21 protein-coding genes are annotated in these 22,752 nt (G+C 66.9%); 8 read left to right on the forward strand and 13 right to left on the reverse strand.

The genetic code is table 11. The annotated features are described in order from the left end of the window. Window positions 1-114 precede the first annotated feature (114 nt). From HNQ66_RS19725 to HNQ66_RS19740, 4 genes are all read right to left on the reverse strand, one after another. The gene (locus HNQ66_RS19725) at window positions 115-486 is read right to left on the reverse strand and encodes a DUF1491 family protein (protein ID WP_184145894.1); all 372 of its coding nucleotides are present in this window, start codon (window positions 484-486) and stop codon (window positions 115-117) included. Between the two features lie 43 nt (window positions 487-529). Then, window positions 530-1,972, reverse strand: coding sequence for a methyl-accepting chemotaxis protein (locus HNQ66_RS19730; RefSeq protein ID WP_184145895.1), 1,443 nt, complete (start codon window positions 1,970-1,972; stop codon window positions 530-532). A 116-nt stretch (window positions 1,973-2,088) separates the two neighbouring features. Next, window positions 2,089-2,808 carry a peptidoglycan-binding domain-containing protein gene (locus HNQ66_RS19735; RefSeq protein ID WP_184145896.1) on the reverse strand — a complete coding sequence of 240 codons (720 nt, stop codon included), beginning with the start codon at window positions 2,806-2,808 and terminating at the stop codon, window positions 2,089-2,091. Beyond that, the gene (locus HNQ66_RS19740) at window positions 2,780-4,309 is read right to left on the reverse strand and encodes a sensor histidine kinase (RefSeq protein WP_184145897.1); all 1,530 of its coding nucleotides are present in this window, start codon (window positions 4,307-4,309) and stop codon (window positions 2,780-2,782) included. Before HNQ66_RS19740 ends, HNQ66_RS19735 begins: the two co-directional genes overlap by 29 nt. A gap of 502 nt (window positions 4,310-4,811) precedes the next feature. Between HNQ66_RS19740 and HNQ66_RS19745 the strand changes: the two genes are divergently transcribed. Continuing rightward, window positions 4,812-5,231: a DUF5330 domain-containing protein gene (locus HNQ66_RS19745; RefSeq protein ID WP_184145898.1), complete on the forward strand. Its 420-nt coding sequence runs from the start codon at window positions 4,812-4,814 to the stop codon at window positions 5,229-5,231. 158 nt (window positions 5,232-5,389) lie between these two features. After that, window positions 5,390-5,809, forward strand: a complete 420-nt coding sequence (locus tag HNQ66_RS19750; RefSeq protein ID WP_184145899.1) for a SufE family protein — start codon at window positions 5,390-5,392, stop codon at window positions 5,807-5,809. 143 nt (window positions 5,810-5,952) lie between these two features. On the opposite strand, the gene HNQ66_RS19755 is transcribed toward HNQ66_RS19750, so the two are convergent. The 5 genes from HNQ66_RS19755 to HNQ66_RS19775 form a co-directional block, all read right to left on the reverse strand. Next, window positions 5,953-6,738 (reverse strand): DUF6456 domain-containing protein, encoded by a 786-nt coding sequence (locus HNQ66_RS19755; protein WP_184145900.1) that lies wholly within the window; start codon window positions 6,736-6,738, stop codon window positions 5,953-5,955. Further along, on the reverse strand, window positions 6,731-7,198 hold the full coding sequence (locus HNQ66_RS23625) for a helix-turn-helix domain-containing protein (RefSeq protein ID WP_246434360.1): 468 nt from the start codon (window positions 7,196-7,198) through the stop codon (window positions 6,731-6,733). The genes HNQ66_RS19755 and HNQ66_RS23625 overlap by 8 nt, the downstream gene beginning before the upstream one ends. A 228-nt stretch (window positions 7,199-7,426) precedes the next feature. Continuing rightward, a complete protein-coding gene (locus tag HNQ66_RS19765; RefSeq protein ID WP_184145901.1) occupies window positions 7,427-7,864 on the reverse strand; it encodes a Ros/MucR family transcriptional regulator in 438 nt (145 codons plus the stop codon). A gap of 513 nt (window positions 7,865-8,377) precedes the next feature. Continuing rightward, window positions 8,378-8,773 carry a type II toxin-antitoxin system VapC family toxin gene (locus tag HNQ66_RS19770; protein WP_210308834.1) on the reverse strand — a complete coding sequence of 132 codons (396 nt, stop codon included), beginning with the start codon at window positions 8,771-8,773 and terminating at the stop codon, window positions 8,378-8,380. Further along, window positions 8,770-9,018: a type II toxin-antitoxin system VapB family antitoxin gene (locus HNQ66_RS19775; RefSeq protein ID WP_184145902.1), complete on the reverse strand. Its 249-nt coding sequence runs from the start codon at window positions 9,016-9,018 to the stop codon at window positions 8,770-8,772. The genes HNQ66_RS19770 and HNQ66_RS19775 overlap by 4 nt, the downstream gene beginning before the upstream one ends. A gap of 118 nt (window positions 9,019-9,136) precedes the next feature. Here HNQ66_RS19775 and msrB point away from each other — a divergent pair, with 118 nt between their 5' ends. After that, window positions 9,137-9,544, forward strand: coding sequence for a peptide-methionine (R)-S-oxide reductase MsrB (msrB, locus tag HNQ66_RS19780; RefSeq protein WP_184145903.1), 408 nt, complete (start codon window positions 9,137-9,139; stop codon window positions 9,542-9,544). On the opposite strand, the gene HNQ66_RS19785 is transcribed toward msrB, so the two are convergent. Both HNQ66_RS19785 and trhA read right to left on the reverse strand, forming a co-directional pair. Next, entirely contained in the window at window positions 9,545-10,048 is a 504-nt protein-coding gene (locus HNQ66_RS19785; RefSeq protein WP_184145904.1) for a GNAT family N-acetyltransferase, read from the reverse strand. It lies immediately after the preceding gene. A 68-nt stretch (window positions 10,049-10,116) separates the two neighbouring features. Further along, window positions 10,117-10,773: a PAQR family membrane homeostasis protein TrhA gene (gene trhA, locus HNQ66_RS19790; RefSeq protein WP_184145905.1), complete on the reverse strand. Its 657-nt coding sequence runs from the start codon at window positions 10,771-10,773 to the stop codon at window positions 10,117-10,119. 362 nt (window positions 10,774-11,135) lie between these two features. Between trhA and HNQ66_RS19795 the strand changes: the two genes are divergently transcribed. After that, a complete protein-coding gene (locus HNQ66_RS19795; RefSeq protein WP_246434362.1) occupies window positions 11,136-12,005 on the forward strand; it encodes a VOC family protein in 870 nt (289 codons plus the stop codon). Window positions 12,006-12,011: 6 nt separating this feature from the next. Here HNQ66_RS19795 and HNQ66_RS19800 read toward each other — a convergent pair whose 3' ends face one another. Further along, a complete protein-coding gene (locus tag HNQ66_RS19800; RefSeq protein WP_380780563.1) occupies window positions 12,012-12,422 on the reverse strand; it encodes a DUF930 domain-containing protein in 411 nt (136 codons plus the stop codon). A gap of 174 nt (window positions 12,423-12,596) precedes the next feature. Between HNQ66_RS19800 and HNQ66_RS19805 the strand changes: the two genes are divergently transcribed. Next, window positions 12,597-13,724 (forward strand): AI-2E family transporter, encoded by a 1,128-nt coding sequence (locus tag HNQ66_RS19805; protein WP_184145908.1) that lies wholly within the window; start codon window positions 12,597-12,599, stop codon window positions 13,722-13,724. A gap of 239 nt (window positions 13,725-13,963) precedes the next feature. After that, the gene (locus tag HNQ66_RS19810) at window positions 13,964-16,057 is read left to right on the forward strand and encodes a S9 family peptidase (protein ID WP_184145909.1); all 2,094 of its coding nucleotides are present in this window, start codon (window positions 13,964-13,966) and stop codon (window positions 16,055-16,057) included. A 163-nt stretch (window positions 16,058-16,220) separates the two neighbouring features. Here the strand turns inward: HNQ66_RS19810 and HNQ66_RS19815 are convergent, their stop codons facing one another. Next, the gene (locus HNQ66_RS19815; RefSeq protein ID WP_184145910.1) at window positions 16,221-18,239 is read right to left on the reverse strand and encodes a caspase family protein; all 2,019 of its coding nucleotides are present in this window, start codon (window positions 18,237-18,239) and stop codon (window positions 16,221-16,223) included. Between the two features lie 370 nt (window positions 18,240-18,609). Between HNQ66_RS19815 and HNQ66_RS19820 the strand changes: the two genes are divergently transcribed. After that, on the forward strand, window positions 18,610-20,115 hold the full coding sequence (locus HNQ66_RS19820; protein WP_184145911.1) for a protein adenylyltransferase SelO: 1,506 nt from the start codon (window positions 18,610-18,612) through the stop codon (window positions 20,113-20,115). A 285-nt stretch (window positions 20,116-20,400) separates the two neighbouring features. Next, window positions 20,401-22,734, forward strand: coding sequence for a glucose/quinate/shikimate family membrane-bound PQQ-dependent dehydrogenase (locus HNQ66_RS19825; RefSeq protein WP_184145912.1), 2,334 nt, complete (start codon window positions 20,401-20,403; stop codon window positions 22,732-22,734). Window positions 22,735-22,752: the final 18 nt, after the last annotated feature.

Consider the following 22,752-nt stretch of genomic DNA (forward strand, 5'->3'; position numbering starts at 1 on the left):
GGGCAGGCAGCACGATAAACACGGGCGTTCCTCCAGGGTGAAGCACAGGCCGTTGCCTGTGTGTTCGCCTTCTCCCATGCTGCGCAGCACGGCGCTGTTTCCAGCGGAACAGCCCTACCGCCGGAAAAACCCGTCGTCCTGCGGCTTCGCCCCGGCGAAATCGATGAGCCCGGAGAGATCGTCCGCCTCGATGGAGACCACCCAGAGATCGCCGTCGAAGCGCCGCTCGCGGGCGATGGCCTCGGCGACCGCATCCGCATCCGCGCGCTCCAGCCGCGTCTCGAAAAGCCGCCTGCCGTCGTCGTCCTCCTCGAAGAAGCTCTGCGGGGCCGGCGCATGGAGGCTTTCCGTGCCGTTGCGGAACACCTGCCGCACGAACACCGCCCCCGCCTCCTCCGCCCCTTTCGCCTCCACGGCCGCGAAATCGCCGCGGGCGAACACGCGGCGCATCAGGGCGGAAACGAAGATATCGGTACGAAGGCGCATCACGGCGGCATACACGCCGGCGCGCAAGCCGGCAATGGGCGCGCTACACCCTGATCGCCAGCCTCAGCCCGCCCCAGTGCCGGCCGTCCACGACGATGGGGGCGGAGATGTCCTTCATCAGCACGAACTGCCCGCCGCCCATGTCGCGCCGATAGGTCTGGAGGAGGAAGGGCTCGGTGTTGCGGCCGGCCGCCAGCCCCACGCGGTCGTTGAAGATACGGCGGTTGCGGCAGTTGGCGGTGTTCCAGGCCGGATCGCCCGGGCGCTGCGGCTCGGAGAATTTGCGGTTGTGCGTGGGCAGGTAGCCGTTCTCGTCCACGGCGGCGCAGAAGGCGATGCGGTCGTCGGCGGCCACCGCCGGCTCCTGGATCGCCGGCAGCACGCGGTCGGTGAAATCGACAAAGCGCGTCGTCATCTGCACCGGGTCCGTGCCGGAAACCGGCCGGTACTGCCGGTCGAACAGCGCGTCGAGGCCGATCTCGCCGCTACGCACCGCCGCCGAAAACCGGCGGGAGACTTCTGCGGAAAGCTGCTGCACGAGGCGGATATAGGGCGTGTCCGGCGTCTCGATGCCGGCGCTCGCCGTCGCCTGGATGATGCGCTCGGAGATCGCCACCACCTCGCCGACCTTGCCGGAGGCGCCCTGCAGCACCTCGCTGGAACGGATGATCTCCGCCGAGGCCGCGCCGATGGAGCGGGCGAATTCGCTGCATTCGCGGTCCACCGCGCCGGTGGTCGCGGCCAGCGTCGAGGCGCTGTCGAGGATCTTCGACATCACCGCCTCCACGCCGGAAAACGAGCCCTGCACGCCGGAGGCCGTCGCCTTCACGCCCTCGGCCGAAACGCGCGCCCCCTCGCCCGCCGCCTCCAGCCGGTCGATGCGCGCACGCAGTTCCTGCAGCGTCTTCTGGATCGAGGCGGTCGTGTTGGAGGTCTCCAGCGAGAGCGCCCGCACCTCCGCCGCCACCACGGCAAAGCCCTTGCCCGCCTCGCCCGCCCGGGCGGCCTCGATGGCGGCGTTGAGCGCCAGGAGGTTCGTCTGGCGCGCGATGGTGCCGATGGCGTCCGCCAGCCGGCCGACATCGGCAAGCGCCCCGGAAAAGGCGGAGATCTCCGTGCCGATCTCGTTGGAGGCGGTCACCATGTGGTCGATGGCGGCGATGGAACCGTCGAGACGCGCCGCCTGCTCGCCCAGCACCGTGCGGGCGCTGGCGGCAAGCTGGTCGGTCTCGCCGAGGGCGCGGGCGATGTCGCCGTTCGCCCCGGCGATCGCCGTTGCCGATTGCGTCAGCCGCGTGAAGAGGCCGGCATGCTCGCGCGACTGCGCGGCCGTGTCCTGGATGGACCCGGCGATGTCGACGAGGTGCAGGCCGAGGTCGGAGGCCTCGGCGGCGAGCGCCGCGACGACCGCGCGCAACGCCCCGGCATCGGCCGGTTCGTCCTCCTCAAGCGTATCGGCAGTCTCATGCAGGGCAGCAGCGGGCATGGCTCGACGATCCTCCGGTCATCGAAGGATCATCCGGCAGACATGGTTAACGCTTCCTTTAAAAGGCCTGACGCTACGGAAGGTCGTAGGCGTACGACTTTCGTCGTATACAGGGTTTACAGTGCGCCGATGTCCTTGAGCTTGTCGAGGACGGCGACATTGGGCTCGCCGGTCACCGGCAGCCGGTAGTGCTTTTCGAAATGGCGGATCGCCGTGCGCGTCTTCTCGCCGATCAGGCCGTCCACCACGACATCCGCATAGGCGATGTTGCTGAGGCCCTTCTGGATCTTCATCACGAGCTCGCTCGGCGCGGGCTTCTCGACGGCGGCGGTGACGCCGGGATCGGTCTCGGCCGCAAGGATCGCCGCGGCGACGGGATCGCCCTCGTCCCCGGCGGCCTGCTTGGCCGCGGGGCGCTTCTCGATGCTCTGCGTCACCTCGTCGAAGGGGCGCTCGGCGGGCGTCACATCGGCGACGGCGGGAAGGTCGCCCTCCTCGTCCTGGCGCTCGATGAGGAAGGTCGTCACGTCCTTCGGCTCGGGCTTCGTGGCCGAGAAGCCGAGGGAGTTTCCGGCAGCGCGGGTGCGCAGGAACGGCGAGGGATGGCCGCCCGGCTGATACCAGAGCGCATTGGCCGCGACGAAGGAGAAGACGACGATGAAGGCGCAGGAGCCCCCCACCACGCTCGGATAGCGCGCGGCAAGCCCGCCGAGCGCGACAAGCCCGGCGATAACGACGTTCGGCCGGCGCTGCGGCTGTCCCCGCCCGCCGGAACGGCCCTTGCGGGCCGGGCCCTTCGGCCCCCGCTCAGGCTGTCTTCTGACGTGCGCGTTCATCTTTCGTGTCCTTGCCATCGTCCGACGGCTGGTAAACGGTCTGCGGGCCGCCCGCAAGGCGCGGCGGGAAATCGACGGTGGACGGCGCGGATGCCCGAAGGTCGCCGTCGCGGGCGATGCCCGAGCCGTCGGCCGGCACGCGCACGGTGATGACCGTGCCCTCGCCCGGCCGGCTTTCCACGGCGAAGCTGCCGCCGTGCAACGCCACGAGCCCCTTGACGAGCGAGAGACCGAGCCCGGTGCCCTCGTACTTGCGGGTATATTCGTTCTGCACCTGCATGAAGGGCTGGCCGATCAGCGCCAGCTTGTCGGCGGGAATGCCGATGCCGGTATCGCTGACGGTAAGCAGGAGGTCGCGCCCCTCGCGCGCCGCATCGATGGTGACGATGCCGCCGCGGTCGGTGAACTTGATGGCGTTGCCGACGAGATTGATGAGGACCTGCTGGATCGCCCGCTGGTCGGCCACCGCCTCGCCGATGGCGCGCGGCACGCGGCTCGTGAGCTGGATGCCCTTGTCGCGCGCCTGGAGCCCCAGCATCTGCTCGCAGGCCTTCACGCTGTCGGCGACGGCGAAAGGTTCCGGCAGGAGCTCGTAGCGGCCCGCCTCGATCTTCGAGACGTCCAGCATGGTGTTGACGACGGACAGGAGATGCGAGCCCGACTGGTGGATCAGGGCGACATATTCGCGCTGGCGGTCGTTCTCCAGCTTGCCGAAATACTCGCCGGACAGGATGTCCGAGAAGCCGAGGATGGCGTTGAGCGGCGTGCGCAGCTCGTGGCTGACGGCGGCCAGGAACCGCGTCTTGGCGTCGTTGGCGGTCTCCGCCTCCGCCGCCTTGCGGACGTTCTCGTTGCGGAGCTTGGCTTCTTCGGAAATGTCGCGCGACTGGGCGACGACCGCGGCCAGCGTGCCGTCCGGCCCGGCCAGCGCCGTCATCTCCACGCGCATGTGCACGAACTGCTCGACATCGCTTGCAAGGCGCGCCCGGTCGATGCGGATCTCTACGGTCTCGCTGGTCGCGCCCTGGCGCAGCCGGTCGATGGCGGCAAGGAAGCCGATCCGGTCGGAAACGTGGATCTGGTCGAGATAGCCGCGGCCCATCGGCGCGCGCATCCAGGCGAGCATGGCGCTCCTGTCGCGGCCGTGCACGGCGGTCACGAAGCCGCGCGCATCGTGCAGCGTCACGAGGCCGGCGAAGAGATCGTAGGGAGATGCGGCAGGCGGAGCGGCCTCGGCCAGCTCCTCGGCAAAGGTCTTTACCGGCTGCGGCTTCGGCCGGCGCACGCCCGTGGCGGCGGCCGCCAGCAGCGCACCTGCGCCGGCAAGCGCAACGCCCGCCGGAAGCGCCGCGGACGCGGGCATGACGGCGGAAAGGGCGAGCGGCAGGCCGGGAACGGCGGCAAGGAGCGCGAGCGTCGTCGCCCGCAGCGGAGCGGTAGGGCGCGCATCGGCAGCGCCCGCGCCAGCAACGCCGGTGGCCGCGCCCAGACGGGCCGCCATTCTGTCAGCGATGATGGTCAATTGGCGCAACGCGAAACCCTGCCGTTTTTTGTCTTTTCTGTGCGCTCAAAATCGCATCGGCGACTTAAGGAAACAATAAACGGCGGGGGTGGAAAGCGCGGCAAAAAGGGCCAAAAGTCCCATTTCGGGGCAATCCAAGGGTCATTCGTCCGGCGTGGTTAACGGGGCGTAAGCGCCTCATTTTGCGGCATTTTTCTGTTCGTATTAACTTGTGGGGCAAGGCGGCGCCGGCCCTCCTCCCGGCATTCCGGCGCCTTGGGCACGGTGGCCGCGCCATCATCCTTAACGCGAAACGCTAAAATCCGTCTCAAATGCCTGCAAAGCTGGGAATAGAGACAATTTTACTCAAAACTGGGCAAAACCCGAGCGATTCCAGCAAAAGGGAATTTCCTTCCGGCCCCTATTCTCGCATCAACGGTTCGCCAAGGACCAATCTGCCGAAGGCCGCAAAGAGCCGAGGCGCTAACGAGGATGGCAAGCGATGTGGTTTCTGATCAAGGGAACGTTCTGGTTCTCACTGGTTCTCGTCCTGCTCCCCTTCCTGAATGCGGAATCCTCCGCGAAGCTGGAAAAGGGGCCGACGGTGGCGATCGGCGATACGTTCAGCGCGGCAAGCGAGGCGATCGAGTATGTGAGCGCCATCTGCCTGCAGAAGCCGGACGTCTGCGAGAAGGGTGCCGAGACCTTCGTCGCCCTCGGCCACCGGGCCCGTGAAGGCGCCCGCGTCGCCTACCAGTTCCTCGACACGCAGTTCGCCGACGAAGAGGCCGCCAAGGCCGGCCCGGGCAAGAAGGAAGCGCTGACCCAGCCGCTTCCGGCCGTCGCCAGCGTCGACGCCGACGACGAGGTCATCACCGGCACCATCGCCGTGCCGACCCGCCGTCCCGACCGGAAGGGCTGACCCCTCCGGCATTCAAGTTTCTGCCTGCCTCACTCGTTGCCCCTGCAACCGCCGCACGGACCCGTTCCCTGCGGCGTTTCTTTTTGTCCGGGGCGCTTTTCGGTTCAAATCCCGCGGCCCCTCGCCTATATCAGGGCCAGAAACTTGGACGGACAGACATGGCCACGCTGCAGGACATCATCGACGACTTCGCCTTCCTCGAGGACTGGGAGGATCGCTACCGTTACGTCATCGAACTCGGCAAGGCGCTGCCGGACCTGCCGGAAGACAAGCGCACGGCGCAGAACAAGGTGCAGGGCTGCGCCAGCCAGGTCTGGCTCGTCAGCCATACCGAAGGCGGCGCCGACCCGGTGATGACCTTCGAGGGCGATTCGGACGCCCATATCGTGCGCGGCCTCGTCGCCATCGTACTCGCCATCTATTCCGGCCGCCATGCCTCGGACATCGCCGCGACCGACGCCATCGACACCTTCAACGAGATCGGCCTCGTCGAACACCTCTCCTCCCAGCGCGCCAACGGCCTGCGCTCGATGGTCAAGCGCATCCGCGAAGAAGCGGCGATGACGGTGGCGGCATAAGGCCCCTCCCCAACCCCTCCCCACAAGGGGGAGGGACTTAACGCGCGGCACGCTCGGCGTTCAAAAATCGAGGGAAAAGGGTGCTGCCAGCCTTTCTCCCCCCTTGTGGGGGAGATGCCGGCAGGCAGAGAGGGTCTTACCTCTCACCCGCCCAACTCCGGCCGATACCCCTCCGCCCCCCAGGCATGCGCCCGGCGGCCCTTCGGCGCCGGCGGGGCATAGTGCCTGGCGAGCGCCATCAGGGCGGCGCGGAGCATCAGCTTGGCGGAGCGGGCCGGCCACTGGCGTTCGCGCTCCACCGTCTCCAGCCCCTTGGCAAAGCAGCAGACGTCGAGGGCGACGCCGGAAAGCTCCGGGCCGATCGCCTCGATGGCGCGGGCGACGCGCAGGCGCGCGGCAAGCGCCGTGTCGGTGATCTCGCGCGCCGCACCCGCCTCACCCTTCTGGCGGCCGGCGATGCGCGGCTCCCAGGACATGGTCGTGCGCGGCTGGAGCCCGCCGCGGGTGAAATCCGCATGCAGCCGCTCGCCAGCGGCGATCGCGCTTTCCGGCAGGTATGCGCCGCCCGTCTTCTCCTTCAGCCGGGCAAGGGCGGCGAGCGGCGATTCGAGCCGGTTCGCCATTGCCGTCTCCCGCACCCCGTCGCGCAGGACCGTCACCGGCGCCATGTCGCGATGCTGGCCGGCAAAGGGTGTCTGCGCATCGCAGAGCCGGCGCTTCAGGAAGGCGCGCGCCTCCGCCGTGGCCGCAAGCCGGCCGTCCCCATGCCGGACGAGGCCGAGGCGCAGCGCCTCGGCCAGGACGCCTTCCGGCAGCGGCATCGTGCGGCCGCCGGCGGCGTGAAGGCCGTCCTCGCGGACAACGGCCTCGCCCGAGGCAAGGAGGAAGCGCAGGAGCCGCGCCAGCCCGTCCGCCAGCGCCCTATTCATGGCTGCCGATCCCCGCCGGGCCGAACACCGAGATCACGAGGCGCTCGATGGCCGAGACGAAGGCGTCGAAGGCCGCGTCGTCGCGCCGGTCCTCCACCACGTTGCAGGCATGGCCGACCGTCGTGCGGTCGCGCCCGAAGGCCGCCCCGATCTCCGACATCGACAGGCGCAGGACGACATGGCAGACATACATGGCGACCTGGCGCCCGTGGCAGGTGGCGCGGCGCCGGTCGCGCCGCCAGAGGGGCCTGTCCCCCGCCATCGCCGTCATTTCCAGGACGAGCTGGTGGACGATGCGGCAGGCGACGCCCGTGGGCACCGCCGGCATGGCAAGGCCGCTTTCCGCGGTGCGGGCGCCGCCATCCTCCGGGCGGCCCGCGCCCTTCGTTTCGGGAGCGGGACCGCCGGCGCGGCCGGGCGCCGTGCCGGCCCGCCCTTCGGATACGATGAACTGGTGCATGACTGGTCCCTCCATTGATAGGAATTTATTCATACACCCTAGAGGACGAGCGGGGATGAATGAAGCGACAAGCCACAATCATTCGTTGAATTTCCTCAGAAAATCACAATTCCCGTCCCCGATATAGGCTTTTATTCCTCAATTCCACTCTCAAAGCGCAAGGCCGCAACGCAAAAAGGCCGGAACCTTCCGGTCCCGGCCTTTCCATTCCTGCCGTGATGACGGCGCTTACTTGCCCTTGCGGCGCTGGCCGAGGCCCATTTCCTTGGCGAGGCGCGAGCGGGCCTCTGCATAGGCCGGAGCGACCATCGGGTAATCGGCCGGCAGGTCCCACTTCTCGCGGTACTCTTCCGGGGTCATGCCGTAGTGGGTCATCAGGTGGCGCTTCAGCGACTTGAACTTCTGGCCGTCCTCCAGGCAGATGATGTAGTCGTTCTGCACGGACTTCTTCACCGGCACCGGCGGCTTCGGCTTTTCGGCGGCGACGGGCGCCTCGACGGCGGCCGACGGCTGCGTCGTGTTGTTGAGCGCGGCATGCACATCGGCGATCAGGCCCGGCAGTTCGCCGACCGGCACCACATGGTTGCCGACATAGGCGGCAACGATATCGGCCGTCAGTTCGACAAGCAGGCTGGAGCTGGCGGCGCCAAGGGTTGTTTCAGACATATTCTTCTCCTGTCGGACAATAGGAAGACCGATGGCCCCATCCATCGGCCGGCATTCAATTCCGGTAAAGCGTCTTTTCAGCCGGGCTTGTGGCGAAACATTGCTTATGCGCGCACGAATTTCTAAACCCTGAGAACTCTGGTCAATATAACTTTTTACTACAACGGCCGCCGTTCCCGCCGCATCTTGGCGGGAACATATACCTGGTAATCGTGATCGAAGTGCTTATTCAACTTAAACAGGCAACTTGCAATCGAGCTAAATCAACCGGAATGCTTTACTTCGCCTGAAATATCATTCCGCTATTCAAAGTCCAGAATTATTTTGAAGAATAGTGAATATGCCCGCCGGCATCCGAAATGCTTCCGGCTCGACACCGTGGATACTGCCAACTTCCGCACCGGATTATAAACCGAATGTCAACGCTTCTTGTCGGCACACGCCTCAGCCGCGCCAAAGACCACCGCGCCGGTGCCGGATGGGCCGCGACGGGCACTGATGGCTACGGAACGATCAGAGCGCTTTTTCCAGGTCGGTATGTTCGAAATCGCCGCCCTTGAACAGCAAGGGCGCGGCATTCTCCCGCGCCAGCGCATAGGAGAAGCAATCGCCGTAGTTGAGATGCGCGGCGTGGCCGGTGCCGCGCCCGAAGCGGCGGAATGCCTCGAAGGCGACCTCCGCCTGCGCCGCCGTGACGGGCTCGATGCGGATATCCGCCTGCCGGAGGAAGGCATCGAGCGCATTGACGCCGGCGCCGCCATAGCGGGCGAAGAGGACCATCTTCGCTTCCAGAAGCGTCGCGGCGCTCATCAGGCAGCCCGGTGCATTCTCGATCGCCTCGTTGAAGGCCCGGCGCTCCGGTTCGTCGGTCAGGATGGCAACGAGCGCGGACGTATCGAGGACGATCATCGCGGCAGGCCGCTCTCGTCGTACCCGAGGATTTCCTCCGGCGTGCGCGGATCGAGCACCGGCAGGCTCGCGCAGTCGAGCGCGATGCGGTCGAGCCGGTCAGCAAGGCGGGGCCTGAGGTGGCGCACGCGTGCAAGCCGTTCCGCGATGGAGACCTTGACGGCACGCGTGAGGCTTTCGCCCGTCGCCTCGGCAAGCTCCCGGGCCAGCGCGTGCGCCTCCGCGTCCTTGATGTTCAGCGGCATCTTTTCCTCCATAAGGTTGAAGATGGAGGATAGGAGGAAGGATTCCGTTTTTCAAGGATGCTGCCGATTGTCTTGCCACAATCGGCGCCTTATCTAAGGGCTCGACAGGAGGACGCCCATGAGTGACGTAGCGACTTTGAAGGTCAACAAGACGAAGGACGAGTGGCGGCAGGTCCTGACGCCGGAGCAGTTCCGCATCACGCGCGAACACGGCACGGAGCGCGCCTTCTCCAGCCCCGATTTCGACCTTTCCAAGAAGGGCACCTACCGCTGCATCTGCTGCAACCGGCCGCTCTACCGGTCGGAGGCGAAGTACAATTCGGGCACCGGCTGGCCGAGCTTCACGCAGCCGATCGAGCCCGGCGCGGTGACGGACCACACGGACCATTCCTACGGCATGACGCGCACGGAGATCCGCTGCGCCGACTGCGACGCCCATCTCGGCCATGTCTTCCCCGACGGCCCGCCGCCGACGGGCCTGCGCTACTGCATGAACGGCGTCGCGCTCAGCTTCGATCCGGATTGATCAGCGCTTCGGCACCTTCAGTTCCATGCAGGTGAGGTCCAGCCAGCGGCCGAACTTGATGCCGACCTCGCTGAACCGCCCGACGATGCGGAAACCCAGCTTCTCGTGCAGCTTGATCGAGGCAAGGTTCTCCGCCTCGATGCCGGCGATCATGACATGGACGCCGTTGAAGCTCGCCCGGTCGATCAGCGCCGTCATCAGGCGCTTTCCCGTGCCCGTGCCGCGCGCGTCGCCCCGCACGTAGACGGAATGCTCCACCGTGTGGCGATAGCCGTCGAAGGCGCGCCAGTCGCCGTAGGAAGCGTAGCCGAGGACCTCCTTGCCGCGCAGGGCGGCAAGGACCGGGAAGCCGCGTTCGCGGCGCGCGGCAAGCCACGCCCTGCGGTTGTCGAGATCGACGACGGTGTCGTTCCAGATCGCCGTCATGTTGGCCACGGCATCGTTGTAGATGGCCATGATCGCCGGGAGGTCCGCCTCCACGGCATCGCGTATCGTCAGGTCCATTGTGCCCCCCGGTTTTCCTGATGGCATACAGGAGGAGCGGGAAGGCTGTCCAGCGTTCCCGCGAGGGGTCAGAGGCCCGAAACGACGCTCGTGACGACCGCCGAATAATGGACGGCCGCGGCGGCGACGACGAAGCCGTGCCAGATGGCGTTCTGGAAGCGCAGCCTCTCCCAGACATGGAAGACGACGCCGACCGAATAGAGGACGCCGCCGGCGACGATGAGGGCGAGCGTGGCGGTGGAAAGATGCGTCGCCAGCGGCCCGGCGGCAAAGACGCCGCTCCAGCCCATGGCGAGGTAGACGAGGATGGCGAGCCTGTCGTAGCGGCCGGGGAAGAGGAACTTCAGCGCCACGCCCGCCGCCGCCATCAGCCAGATGAAGACCAGCATGCCGGCAAGGAACGGATTCTCGATGCCGCGCTGCAGGAAGGGGGTGTAGGTGGCGGCGATCAGCACGAAGATCGCCGAATGGTCGAAGCGGCGCAGGTGCCACTTCACCACCGAGACCGGCCAGAGATTGTAGGCGAGGGAGGTGGAAAGCGCGAGGACCAGCCCGACGCCGTAGATCCAGGCGGCGGCGAGCTGCCCGCTCGTCGCCCACACGGTGGCGTAGAAGATGAGCGCCGTCACGCCGACGAGGGCCAGCACCACGCCGACACCGTGCACGATGCCGTCGGCGATCACCTCGTAGCGGTCATAGTTCCATTTGACGCCCTTGATTTCCATGGATGGCCCTGTTCTTCCTCCCGCCCCCATGGTGGCAAGTTCGGGCCGCGCGGGCAAGACCGCCCGCGCCCCGGGCGGATCACGAAAGTTTGCCGCCCGACATGTGCGGCCGACTGTTGAACGATAGCGGACGGAACCGGCATTTACCGCCTCACCGTCAACATTCCATTGACAGTAAATCGCCGATTTGCCGCCTTCCGTGAACAGCCGCACTCGGCCATATTTCCCGGCAGCAGAACGGTTCCGTGGGAACCGACGGGAAACCAACCATGACGGACCTAGACAGACGGACATTCGTCGGCGCCGCCGCCGCGGGTATCGCCGCAGGCAAGGCCGGCCCCATCCGCGCGGAGACCGCCCCCATGACCGAAGAGAGCGCCAACACCAACCATGCCGTCGAGATGCCGGCCTTCGTCGACCATGCCCGCCTCCGCGTGGTCGACCTGCCGATGGTCTCGGCCTTCTACCAGAAGGTCATGGGCCTTTCCGTGCTGGAACGCTCGGCCTTTGGCGAGACGCTCGGCGTTGCCGGCCGCCGCCTCCTCACGCTGACGACGGAGGGCGGAACCATCCGCGCGCCGCGCAATGCGCCAGGCCTCTTCCACACCGCCTTCCTCGTGCCGAACCGCGAGGAGCTCGGCCGCTGGCTCGTCCATGCCGCCCATAACGACGTGCCGCTCACCGGCGCTTCAGACCACCTCGTCAGCGAGGCGATCTATCTCGACGACCCGGAAGGCAACGGCATCGAGATCTACCGCGACCGCGACCGTTCCGAATGGACCTACGTGCCGGACGACACGGTGAAGATGGCGACGCACCGGCTCGACCTGCAGGCGCTCTACGACGAGGCCCCGAAGGGCGGATGGGACGGTCAGGAGGCCGGCACGGCGATCGGCCACATCCACCTCCAGGTCTCCGATATCCCGCAGGCCGACGCCTTCTTCCGCGACGTGCTGGGCCTCGACATCATGGCGCGCTATCCGGGGGCGAGCTTCTTCGCCACCGGCAAGTACCACCACCACGTCGCCGCCAATGTCTGGAATTCGGCCGGCCGGCCGAAGCGCGAGGCCGGCATGAGCGGGCTTGCGGACTATGCGATCCGCTTCAGGGATCCCGCACGGCTTGCCGCCGCGGCGGACCGGATCGAGGCGCTTTCCCTGCCCGCCGCCCGCTCGGGCGATGCGATCGCGCTGGTCGATCCGTGGGGCATCGGCCTCACGCTGTCCGCCTGAGGCGCCTCAATTGTAGAGGTAGTGCTCTTCCCAGTCCTCGTGCGGCACGACCTTGCCGATGCTGTACTTGAAGGCGTTGACCTCCAGGCGGTCGGGGCTCGCCTCGCATTTGTAGGACAGCCGGTACCATTCGCCGCGGCTGCGGAACACGGCCCCCTTCGTCTTGAAGGTCGTGCCATTGAGCTTGGGATCGCCGAAGGCGTAGGCGATCACCTTGTCGGGGCGGAAGCCGCCCTTGGCCTTGCTGATCTGGTCCATCGCCTCGATGTCGCAGCGCTGCTCCAGGCGTTCTTCGGGCGTCAGCTTCTGGAGCTGGGTGCGGATGCGTGCGTCTATGGCGAGCGCGGGGGACGCGACAAGCGGCACAAGGGCAAGGCCAAATAGGGCGTTCCGCAGCCCTTTCGGGTCGAGTTTCAACGGTTTGCCTCCTCTTCGCGGCGTCATTCATCCTGACGTCTAAATTCGGGGTTGGGTCGCAATATGTCGATTTGGCGGCGGCTGGCAACCCTTCGACGCTTTCGCGGGCATTTTCCGGGAACTTCCACCACGCCCGTGCGTTCATCGGCGCGAACGGGGCAGAGGGGAAAAACCATGCACGACGTGTCGGGACAACCCGCCGAACGGCGGCTTCTGAAAGGCAGCCTCGACCTGGAGGCGGACCCGGCCGAACCACGGCAGAAACGCTACGGCCTCGACATCGCCGCCGCCTGGGCGGCCATCGGCATCTTCGCCATCATGGCGATGGGCGTCGTCTATCTCATGGCGCCGATCCTCATCCCGCTCTCGCTCGCCATCGTCACCGGGCTCATCCTCGGAGTCGCCGCGGAAAAGCTGCACGAGCTCGGCATTCCCCCGCTGCCGACCGCGCTGCTGCTCGCCGGCGCCTTCGGCTTCGGCCTCTTCCTCGCCGCCGGCCTTCTCGCCGAGCCGATCACCCAGCTTGCGGCCAACGCGCCGGAGCTCGTGCGCGGGGCCTACGACCGCATCACGCCGCTCATTTCCCGCCTCGGCTGGCTGAACATCCGCCCGGAGACCTTCGAGACGGGGCAGATGTCGATGGAGAAGGTGCTGGAGAACACCGGCAGCATCCTCTCCATCCTCTCGGCGAGCCTGACACCGGCACTGCTGCAGGCGATGATCTTCTTCGCCGCGCTCGTCCTCTTCCTCTCGGCGCGGCTGAGATTGCGGCAGATGATCATCATGGCCTTTCCCCGCCGCGGCCAGCGCCTCGCCACCATCCGTATCATGAACGCCATCGACAGCGCGCTCGGCTATTATTTCGCCACCGCCGCGCTGGTCTACGGCGCGCTCGGCATCGTCACCACGCTCATCACCTGGGGCGGCGGGCTCGCCATGCCGGCGCTCTGGGGGCTCTTCGCCTTCCTCTCCAGCTTCGTGCCCTTTCTCGGCGTCACGCTGATGACCATCGCACTGACGGCGGCGGGGCTCCTGACGCACGACACGCTGCTGATGGGCCTCCTGCCGGCGCTCGCCTTCTTCCTCGTGCACCTGACGATGGAAAACCTCATCATGCCGGCGGTGATGGGCAAGCGGCTGGAGGTCGACGCCTTCATCATCTTCACCGCCATCCTCTTCTGGACCTGGATGTGGGGCGCCGCCGGCGCCATGCTGGCCCTCCCCCTCTCCATCATCGGCATGACCATCGCCGACGAACTGCGCCCCGCCAAGCGCAAGGCGAAGCGGAGCCTGCCGGGGTAGCAGAGCGTAGGGAACACCCCCCTCTGCCCTGCCGGGCATCTCCCCCACAAGGGGGGAGATCGACCTGGGGCAAGGCGGTGCCACGATCCAATCTCCCCACCTGTGGGGGAGATGCCCGGCAGGGCAGAGGGGGGTGAACCTCACCCGCAAACGCTCCCCACCCGAAAACCCCCGCTTGATGCAAGCGCCCCGGCTCTCTATCTCTCAGGTCCCGCCTGTCGATTTGCCGGAGTGAACCCTTGTCCGTCTTCAAAAACCTTCCCGCCGCCCCCGTCGCCGCCAAGGAGCCGGTGTCCGACACCCGCCACGGCATCACCCGCACCGACGACTATGCCTGGTTCCGCGACGAGAACTGGCAGGCGATGTTCAAGGATCCCTCCATCCTCAAGCCGGAGATCCGCAAGCATCTCGAAGCCGAGAACGCCTATATGGCGGCCGCCATGGCCGATACCGAGGCGCTGCAGAAGACGCTGTTTGCCGAGATGCGCGGGCGCATCAAGGAGGACGACAGCTCCGTGCCGGTCAAGGACGGCCCCTTCGCCTACGGCACGGCCTATGTCACCGGCGGCGAGCAGCCGCGCTATTTCCGCGAGAAGCGCGAAGGCGGCGAGCGCAAGCTGCTGCTCGACGGCGACAGCGAGGCCGCCGGCAAGGACTATTTCCGCCTTTCCGGCATCGACCATTCCACCGACCATTCGCTCGGCATCTGGGGCTATGACGACAAGGGCTCGGAATATTTCACGCTGAAGGTGCGCGACCTTGCGAGCGGCAAGGACCATGCCGACGAGATCGTCAATACGGGCGGCGGCGGGGTCTGGGCGCCCGATGCGAAGAGCTTCTTCTACACCGCGCTCGACGAGAACCACCGCCCCTCGAAGATCTTCCACCACATCCTCGGCGAGCGGCAGGAAAACGACCGGCTGGTCTACGAGGAGAAGGACCCCGGCTTCTTCATGTCGGTCGGCGGCTCGCTGATCGACGATTTCATCTACGTCGACATCCACGACCACGAGACGAGCGAATACCGCCTCATCCCGACGAAGGACCTTCTGGCCACCCCCGCCGTCGTCGCCCCGCGCCAGACGGGCCTCGAATATGCGATGACGGAGGGCGGCGACGTCTTCTACATCCTGACGAACGCCGACGGCGCCAAGGACTTCAAGATCATGGAGGCGCCGGTGACGGCGCCGGGCCGCGAGAACTGGACGGAGGTGGTGCCGCACCGCCCCGGCACGCTGATCCTCAGCCACATGGCGTTTGCCCGCCACCTCGTCTGGCTGGAGCGCCACGAGGGCCTGCCGCGCATCGTCGTGCGCGACCGCAGGAGCGGCGAGGAACACGCCATCGCCTTCGCCGAGGAGGCCTATTCGCTCGGCCTTTCGGGCGCGGCGGAATACGACACCGACGTCATCCGCTTCTCCTACTCGTCGATGACGACGCCCTCGCAGCTCTTCGACTACGACATGGCGAGCCGCGAGCGCACGCTTTTGAAGACACAGGAAGTGCCTTCCGGCCACAACCCGGACGACTACGTCACCCGCCGCGTCTTCGCCCCCGCATGGGACGGCGAGAGCGTGCCAGTCACCCTCCTCTACCGCAAGGATACGCCGCTTGACGGCTCCGCGCCGTGCCTCCTCTACGGCTACGGCGCCTACGGCATCACCATACCGGCGTCCTTCAACACCAACTGCCTGTCGCTCGTCGACCGCGGCTTCGTCTATGCCATCGCCCATATCCGCGGCGGCAAGGACAAGGGCTTTGCCTGGTACGAGAACGGCAAGATGGACAAGAAGACCAATACCTTCAAGGACTTCATCGCCGCGGCCGACTATCTGAATCAAGAGAAGTTCACGTCCTACGCGAAGATCGTCGCCGAGGGCGGATCGGCCGGCGGCATGCTGATGGGGGCGATCGCCAACATGGCGCCGGAAAAGTTCGGCGGCATCATCGCGGCCGTGCCCTTCGTCGACGTGCTCAACACCATGCTCGACGACACGCTGCCGCTCACCCCGCCGGAATGGCCCGAATGGGGCAACCCCATCGAGAGCAGGGATTTCTACCAGCTCATGGCAAGCTACTCGCCCTATGACAACGTGGCGGAAAAGCCCTACCCCGCCATCCTCGCCCTGTCCGGCCTCACCGACCCGCGCGTCACCTACTGGGAGCCGACCAAGTGGGTGGCGAAGCTGCGCGAGAAGACGACGGGGTCCGAACCCATCCTCCTCAAGACCAACATGGGCGCCGGCCACGGCGGCGCCTCGGGCCGCTTCCAGCGGCTGGAGGAAATCGCCTTCGAATATGCGTTCGCGATCAAGGTGGCGGGGAAGATGTAGGGGCAGAGCCTTCTACGCCGACGCCAGAATTGCCCCCCCTCTGGCCTGCCGGCCATCTCCCCCACAGGTGGGGAGATTGAATCGTGGCACCGCCTCGCTCCAAGCCAATCTCCCCCCTTGTGGGGGAGATGCCCGGCAGGGCAGAGGGGGGTGTCACCGCCCTCTACCGGAACGCCCCCACGCAGTCCTGCAAATCTCCCAGCATGGCGCTGGAGCCCTTGAGGCTGGTGCGAACGTCGCCGATGCGCAGGAACCGGCCGCGCTTCAGGGCGTCGACCACCGCACGGTCGCTGCCGAGGTCGTAGGCGATCTCCCGCCGGCCGTAGGCCCTGCCGGCCACGTCGTAGCCCCGGCCGTCGTCGATCCAGTAGGTGCCGTCCTTTGCATAGCCGTCGGCATAATCGTAGGCCGCGTCCCGGAAGCCGAAGGTCAGGTGGCCGTCGGCATACCAGCGGAAGGCGGCGGAGCGGCCGCCATCACGACGCACGGCGCTGCAGTTGAGGAAGCGCCGGCTGCCGTCGAAATCCGCGACCACGTCCCAGCCGCCGACCGTGCGCACCGCCCGGTAGGGATCGGCATCCGCGCCGTAGCCGTCATCCTCACGGCCGGACGCGCCGGCATCCGGATAGCTCTCCGTGGCCGCCGCCTGGACCGCATGGTCCTCCTCGGCCGGGAAGTCGCGCAGCGCGTCGCGGTAGCGGTCGAAATAGCCGAGGCGCCGCACGTCGACGAACGCGAACTCGTAGTCCTCCAGCGTGCGCACGGAATTGTCGCGGAAGCGCACGAGGCCGCGGAAGCGCAGGCACCCATCGCCGCAATCGACCGTATCGACATATTCGCGGGCATTGTCGTCCGGCGTCTTCACCGCGATGCCGAAGCCGTGGCGGCGCGCGTCGTCGATGGCGCGGAACATCAGCGATTGCGCATAGCCTCGACGGTCCTCGTCGAAATAATCGTAGATCGAGCGCTCCTCGCTGGGGCTGAGGTCGTCCTGGCCGGAGACGTAGATCCGCCGCTCGGGAATGCTCGCGGCGGTGATGACGTTGCGCAGCCGCTCGTGCGAATAGACGGTCGTGAAATAGGAGAGGTCCTCGCAGCTTTCCGGCGGCGCCCAGAAGCGGATGTCGATCAGAACGAGCTGGCCGTCCTTGTAGACGTCGGAGAGGCGCCGGTCGCGGTCGTTGCCGGAAAAGACCATGCGCCCGCAGGGATCGTGCCGGTCGTTGGAAAGCGTCAGGTACGGCAGGTTGCCGATGTCCTCGTGCGTATCCTCGAAGCGCTTGCCGAGCAGTTCCACCTTACGCTCGGCGACGGCGGAAAAGATGCCGTCCGGGTAGCGGCTGAGGTAGCGGTCGTAGGCCTCGCGGTTGTCGGAGAGCGAGGCGAAGTCGTAGAAGGCGATCTCAGCCGCGTCGACCTTGCCGTCCTTCGGGCTGAGGGCGAAGCCGCCGTAGTCGTCGTTGCTCTGCCAGATCGCCTGCCGGTCCTTGCTGCGTTCCTTGACGATGTCGCCGACCTTGCGGAACACCTCTTCCAGCGGCAGGCCCGGAATGCTCGCCGCATCGGCGAAGGCCGAGGCGAAGGGGCTGATCGGCGTGCCGTCATAGTCATAGGCCGTGCCGGGGGCCGCCGCATAGGCATAGTGGATGCCGCCGGCGTTCTTCGGCGCGGCGAGCCCGTCGCGGATATCGCGCAGCGTGAGGAAGGGGTTTTCGTGCGGGGCATCGAACAGCACGACCTTGAGGCCCGTGCCGAGCCTGCGCAGCGCATCGGCGACCTCCGAGACGGCGAGCGAGCGGTTGCGCAGGCCCGTCAGCGTGCGGCCGGACGCGTCCGTCGGCAGAAGGTAGTTCTCGCCGTCGATCTCCACCGCATAGCCGGAGAAATAGACGAAGAGCACCGGGTTTTCCGCCTTCTCCGCCGCGCGCGTGAAATTGTTGAGCGCGGAGAGCATGCCGAGCTGGTCGGCATCGGTGGCGCGCGTCACGTCGAAATCGGCCCGCTCCAGCACCTCGCCGACGAGGTCGACATCGTTCAGCGGGTTTTCCAGCGGCTCGGCATCCTCGTAGTCGCCGTTGCCGATGAGGAGCGCATAGCGCTCGGCGGCGAAGGCCGCGGGCGCTGCAAGCAAGAGAAGACAGGCGGCAAGCGCCCCGACCAGCCGATGGACATTGCGCTGCACGACACCCTCCAGAAAACGGCCGGCCGCACGGCCGGGACCCCGAAACGCAGCTTTCATGCTGCAAAAGGAAACGGCCCGCCCCCGCCGCTTATTCAGCAGGCGGTGAAATTCCATTGCGTCGTGCCGGCAAGGGCAGGGCAATCGCATGTGGAGCAAAGGCCCCTCCCCAACCCCTCCCCACAAGGGGGAGGGACTTAACGCGCGGCGTCCTTAGCGCGAAAAATGGAAAGAAGAGCAAGCGTCTAGCCTTTCTCCCCCCTTGTGGGGGAGATGCCGGCAGGCAGAGAGGGTCTTCCCGCCCGCACGGCAAGCCTTTCACTCGTCCGCCCAAGGCCCTATCTAGAATGCAGGCGACAGAAGGACGAAGACCATGAGCGGCGCAACGACGGCAGCAGCGGCGGAGACCTCCCCCGTCCTTCCCTTCGACAACAGCTATGCGCGCCTGCCGGAGGCCTTCTTCGCGCCGGTCGAGCCGACGCCGGTGGCAGCGCCCCGGCTCGTCAGGTTCAACCGGCCGCTCGCAGAAGAGCTCGGCCTCGACGCCGATGCGCTGGAGCGGCACGGCGCGGCCTATTTCTCCGGCAACGTGCCGCTGCCCGGCTCCCTGCCGCTCGCCATGGCCTATGCCGGCCACCAGTTCGGCCAGTTCGTGCCGCAACTCGGCGACGGGCGGGCGATCCTGCTCGGCGAGGTGATCGACCGCGAGGGCAGCCGCCGCGACATCCAGCTCAAGGGCGCCGGCCCGACCCCCTTTTCCCGGCGCGGCGACGGGCGGGCGGCGCTCGGCCCGGTGCTGCGCGAATATATTATCAGCGAGGCGATGCATGCGCTCGGCGTGCCGACGACGCGGGCGCTCGCGGCCGTTTCCACCGGCCAGCCGGTCTACCGCGAGCGGGCGCTGCCCGGCGCGGTCTTCACGCGCGTCGCGGCAAGCCATGTGCGTGTCGGCACCTTCCAGTTCTTCGCCGCGCGGGGCGACAAGGCGAACCTGCGCGTCCTCGCCGATCACGTCATCGGCCGGCACTATCCGGAGCTGGAGGGCGCTGAAAAACCCTATCTCGCCCTGCTCGACGCGGTGGCGGAGCGGCAGGCTGGGCTGATCGCGAAATGGCTCGGCGTCGGCTTCATCCACGGCGTCATGAACACCGACAACATGACGATCTCGGGCGAGACCATCGACTTCGGCCCCTGCGCCTTCATGGACCGCTACGACCCGCGCACCGTCTATTCCTCCATCGACCGCGGCGGGCGCTATGCCTTCGGCAACCAGCCGATGATCGGCCAGTGGAACATCGCGCGCCTTGCCGAGGCGATGCTGCCCATCCTCGACGACGACGAGGACAAGGCGGTGGAGGCGGCGAACGCCGCCGTCGCCCGCTTCATGGACCGCTTCCAGGAACACTGGAAGGCGACGATCCGAGCCAAGCTCGGCCTCGGAGACAAGGAGGAAGAAGCCGACCAGGAGCTGATCCGCGACCTCCTCGTGACGCTCTACGAAGGAAAGGCCGACTACACGCTCGCCTTCCGCCGGCTTGCCGACGCGGCCGAAAAGCCGAATGCCACGCTCGGTACGCTGCTGGAAAATCCGGACGCCCTCTCGCCATGGCTTGCCGCATGGCGCGCAAGGCTTTCCCGCGAGGAAACGCCACCGGCCGTCCGCGCGGCGGCGATGCGCCGCGTCAACCCGGCCTTCATCCCGCGCAACCACAAGGTCGAGGAGGCCCTGACGGCTGCCGCCGACCACGGCGACTTCTCGCTGTTTATGGCGCTGAACGACGTGCTGGCGAAACCCTACGAGGACCAGCCCCGCTTTGCCGCCTACGCCGAGCCGCCGAAACCGGGCGAGGAGATTACCGCGACGTTCTGCGGGACGTGAGGGCGAAAGAGAAGACCCCTCCCCAACCCTCCCCACAAGGGGGAGGGACTTAAACGGCCGCCCTACATCATTTTCCTTTCGACGCTTCTGCTAGTAGCAACGTTTTAAGAACGTACCGCGGGCGCGGCATCGTAAGTCCCTCCCCCTTGTGGGGAGGGGTTGGGGAGGGGTCTTTGCATCCCGGCATTGAAGCCGCCTCGCCCCTGCCCTAGTTTCCTCCACGTCCCTCCTTGAGCCGGACGTCATGTCGGCCCTTCCCGGCCTGCATCACCAACGGAGACCATCATGTTGCTCACGCTGACCGCCGCCCTCATCGCCATCATCGGACTGGTGCTGACGGGCGGAGGGGGATGGTTGCTGTCGCTGGGCGGCAGTCCCTATTACCTCGTCACGGGCATCGCCTTCCTCGCCACGGCCGTGCTGCTGTTCCGCCGCTCGGCGGCGGCCCTCTGGCTCTATGCGCTGATCGTCCTCGGCTCGCTTGCCTGGGCTATATGGGAAGTCGGCTTCGACTGGTGGCAGCTCGGCCCGCGCGGCGGGGTCATCGTGCTCCTCGGCCTGTGGCTGATGCTGCCGGCGATCCGCCGGCCGCTCGGCTTTGCCAGCCCCACCGGCACGGCCTATCCCGCCTCGGCCCTGCCGCTCGCCGTCGCGGTCGTCGTCGCCATCGCCGTTGCCGGCTATTCGATGACACAGGACCCGCACGACCTCGCCGGCACCCTGCCGACGAAGATCGCCAACGCCTCCCCCGCCCTCGGCGGCAACGTGCCGGCGGGCGAATGGCACCAGTACGGCCGCACGCCCTTCGGCCAGCGCTATTCGCCGCTCGACCAGATCAACACGGACAACGTTTCCACGCTCAAGGTCGCCTGGCAGTACCAGACGGGCGACGTGAAGAAACCCGACGACGTCGGCGAAACCACCTATCAGGTGACGCCGCTGAAGATCGGCGACACGCTCTACATGTGTACGCCGCACAACATCGCCATCGCGCTCGACGCGGCGAGCGGCAAGGAGAAATGGCGCTACGATTCCAATCCCGGCATGAACCCGGACCGCCAGCACCAGACCTGCCGGGGCGTCACCTACTACGCCGATGCGGCGGCAAGCGCCGGCACGACCTGCGCGGCCCGCGTCTACCTTCCGACCTCCGATGCCCGGCTGATCGCGCTCGACGCGGAAACCGGCGACGTCTGCACGAACTTTGCCGAGAACGGCGTGCTGCATCTCGAAAAGGGCATGCCCTACAACCCGGCCGGCTACTACTATTCCACCTCGCCGCCCGTCATCACCGACGGCAAGATCATCATCGGCGGGGCGGTGAACGACAACTATTCGACCAAGGAGCAGTCCGGCGTTATCCGCGCCTTCGACGTCAATTCCGGGGCCCTCATCTGGAACTGGGATTCGGGCAATCCGGACGTCACCACGCCGCTGCCGGAGGGCGAGGTCTACACCGTCAACTCGCCGAACTCCTGGTCGGTCTTCAGCTATGACGACGCCCTCGGCCTCGTCTATGTGCCGCTCGGCAACCAGGTGCCGGACCAGCTCGGCATGGGCCGCAGCGAGAATGTCGAGAAATATTCCTCCTCCATCGTCGCGCTCGACATCAGGACGGGCGCGGTGCGCTGGGTGCGCCAGACGGTCCACCACGACCTGTGGGACATGGACGTGCCGGCCCAGCCGGCGCTGATCGACATCACGAAGGACGGCAGCACCATTCCCGCCCTCGTCGGCCCCACCAAGCAGGGCGACATCTACGTGCTTGACCGGCGTACCGGCGAGCCGATCGTCCCGGTCAAGGAAGTGCCGGCCCCGACGGGCGCGATCCCGGAGGACTTCACCTCGCCGACACAGCCGCTCTCCGACCTCACCTTCACGCCGCCCCCGCTGACGGAGAAGAACATGTGGGGCATCACCATGTTCGACCAGCTCGCCTGCCGCATCGACTTCCGTTCGATGAAGTACGAGGGCCGCTACACGCCGCCCTCGCTTCAGGGCACCATCGTCTATCCCGGCAATTTCGGCACGTTCAACTGGGGCTCGGTGGCGGTCGATCCCGAGCGGCAGGTCATGTTCGGCATGCCGACCTATCTCGCCTTCACCTCCCGCCTCGTGCCGCGCGACCAGATCCCGCCGAAGGGGCAGGACGAAAAGGGCTCCGAACAGGGCCTCAACCGCAACGACGGCGCGCCCTACGGCGTCTATATGGGTCCGTTCCTCGGCCCCCTCGGCATTCCCTGCCAGGCCCCGCCATGGGGCTATGTCGCCGGCGCCGACCTTGCCACCGGCAAGATCGCCTGGAAGCACAAGAACGGCACGGTCAGGGACATGACCCCGCTGCCGCTGCCCTTCAAGGTGGGCGTGCCCGGCATCGGCGGGCCAATCGTCACCAAGGGCGGCGTCGCCTTCCTCGGCGCTGCGGTCGACGACTATATCCGCGCCTACGACGTGACGAGCGGGCGCCAGCTCTGGGAGGGCCGCCTTCCGGCCGGCGGGCAGGCAACGCCCATGACCTACACGGTCGGCGACAAGCAGTACGTGCTGATCGTCGCCGGCGGCCACGGCTCGGTCGGGACGAAGCCCGGCGACTACGTCATCGCCTATACGCTGCCGTAGCACGGCCGGATTCCAGTC

This window comes from Shinella fusca (assembly GCF_014203155.1).
GTDB classification, from domain to species: domain Bacteria; phylum Pseudomonadota; class Alphaproteobacteria; order Rhizobiales; family Rhizobiaceae; genus Shinella; species Shinella fusca.

Bases quoted from the DNA above. Each gene is read 5' to 3' on its own strand.
- trhA (WP_184145905.1), bottom strand. From the start codon at position 10,773: ATGGAAATCAAGGGCGTCAAATGGAACTATGACCGCTACGAGGTGATC.
- HNQ66_RS19825 (WP_184145912.1), top strand. From the start codon at position 20,401: ATGTTGCTCACGCTGACCGCCGCCCTCATCGCCATCATCGGACTGGTG.
- HNQ66_RS19730 (WP_184145895.1), bottom strand. From the start codon at position 1,972: ATGCCCGCTGCTGCCCTGCATGAGACTGCCGATACGCTTGAGGAGGAC.
- HNQ66_RS19755 (WP_184145900.1), bottom strand. From the start codon at position 6,738: ATGAATAGGGCGCTGGCGGACGGGCTGGCGCGGCTCCTGCGCTTCCTC.
- HNQ66_RS19820 (WP_184145911.1), top strand. From the start codon at position 18,610: ATGAGCGGCGCAACGACGGCAGCAGCGGCGGAGACCTCCCCCGTCCTT.
- HNQ66_RS19795 (WP_246434362.1), top strand. From the start codon at position 11,136: ATGACCGAAGAGAGCGCCAACACCAACCATGCCGTCGAGATGCCGGCC.
- msrB (WP_184145903.1), top strand. From the start codon at position 9,137: ATGAGTGACGTAGCGACTTTGAAGGTCAACAAGACGAAGGACGAGTGG.
- HNQ66_RS19750 (WP_184145899.1), top strand. From the start codon at position 5,390: ATGGCCACGCTGCAGGACATCATCGACGACTTCGCCTTCCTCGAGGAC.
- HNQ66_RS19805 (WP_184145908.1), top strand. From the start codon at position 12,597: ATGCACGACGTGTCGGGACAACCCGCCGAACGGCGGCTTCTGAAAGGC.
- HNQ66_RS19770 (WP_210308834.1), bottom strand. From the start codon at position 8,773: ATGATCGTCCTCGATACGTCCGCGCTCGTTGCCATCCTGACCGACGAA.
- HNQ66_RS19765 (WP_184145901.1), bottom strand. From the start codon at position 7,864: ATGTCTGAAACAACCCTTGGCGCCGCCAGCTCCAGCCTGCTTGTCGAA.
- HNQ66_RS19745 (WP_184145898.1), top strand. From the start codon at position 4,812: ATGTGGTTTCTGATCAAGGGAACGTTCTGGTTCTCACTGGTTCTCGTC.
- HNQ66_RS19735 (WP_184145896.1), bottom strand. From the start codon at position 2,808: ATGAACGCGCACGTCAGAAGACAGCCTGAGCGGGGGCCGAAGGGCCCG.
- HNQ66_RS19785 (WP_184145904.1), bottom strand. From the start codon at position 10,048: ATGGACCTGACGATACGCGATGCCGTGGAGGCGGACCTCCCGGCGATC.
- HNQ66_RS19740 (WP_184145897.1), bottom strand. From the start codon at position 4,309: ATGGCGGCCCGTCTGGGCGCGGCCACCGGCGTTGCTGGCGCGGGCGCT.
- HNQ66_RS19725 (WP_184145894.1), bottom strand. From the start codon at position 486: ATGCGCCTTCGTACCGATATCTTCGTTTCCGCCCTGATGCGCCGCGTG.
- HNQ66_RS23625 (WP_246434360.1), bottom strand. From the start codon at position 7,198: ATGCACCAGTTCATCGTATCCGAAGGGCGGGCCGGCACGGCGCCCGGC.
- HNQ66_RS19775 (WP_184145902.1), bottom strand. From the start codon at position 9,018: ATGCCGCTGAACATCAAGGACGCGGAGGCGCACGCGCTGGCCCGGGAG.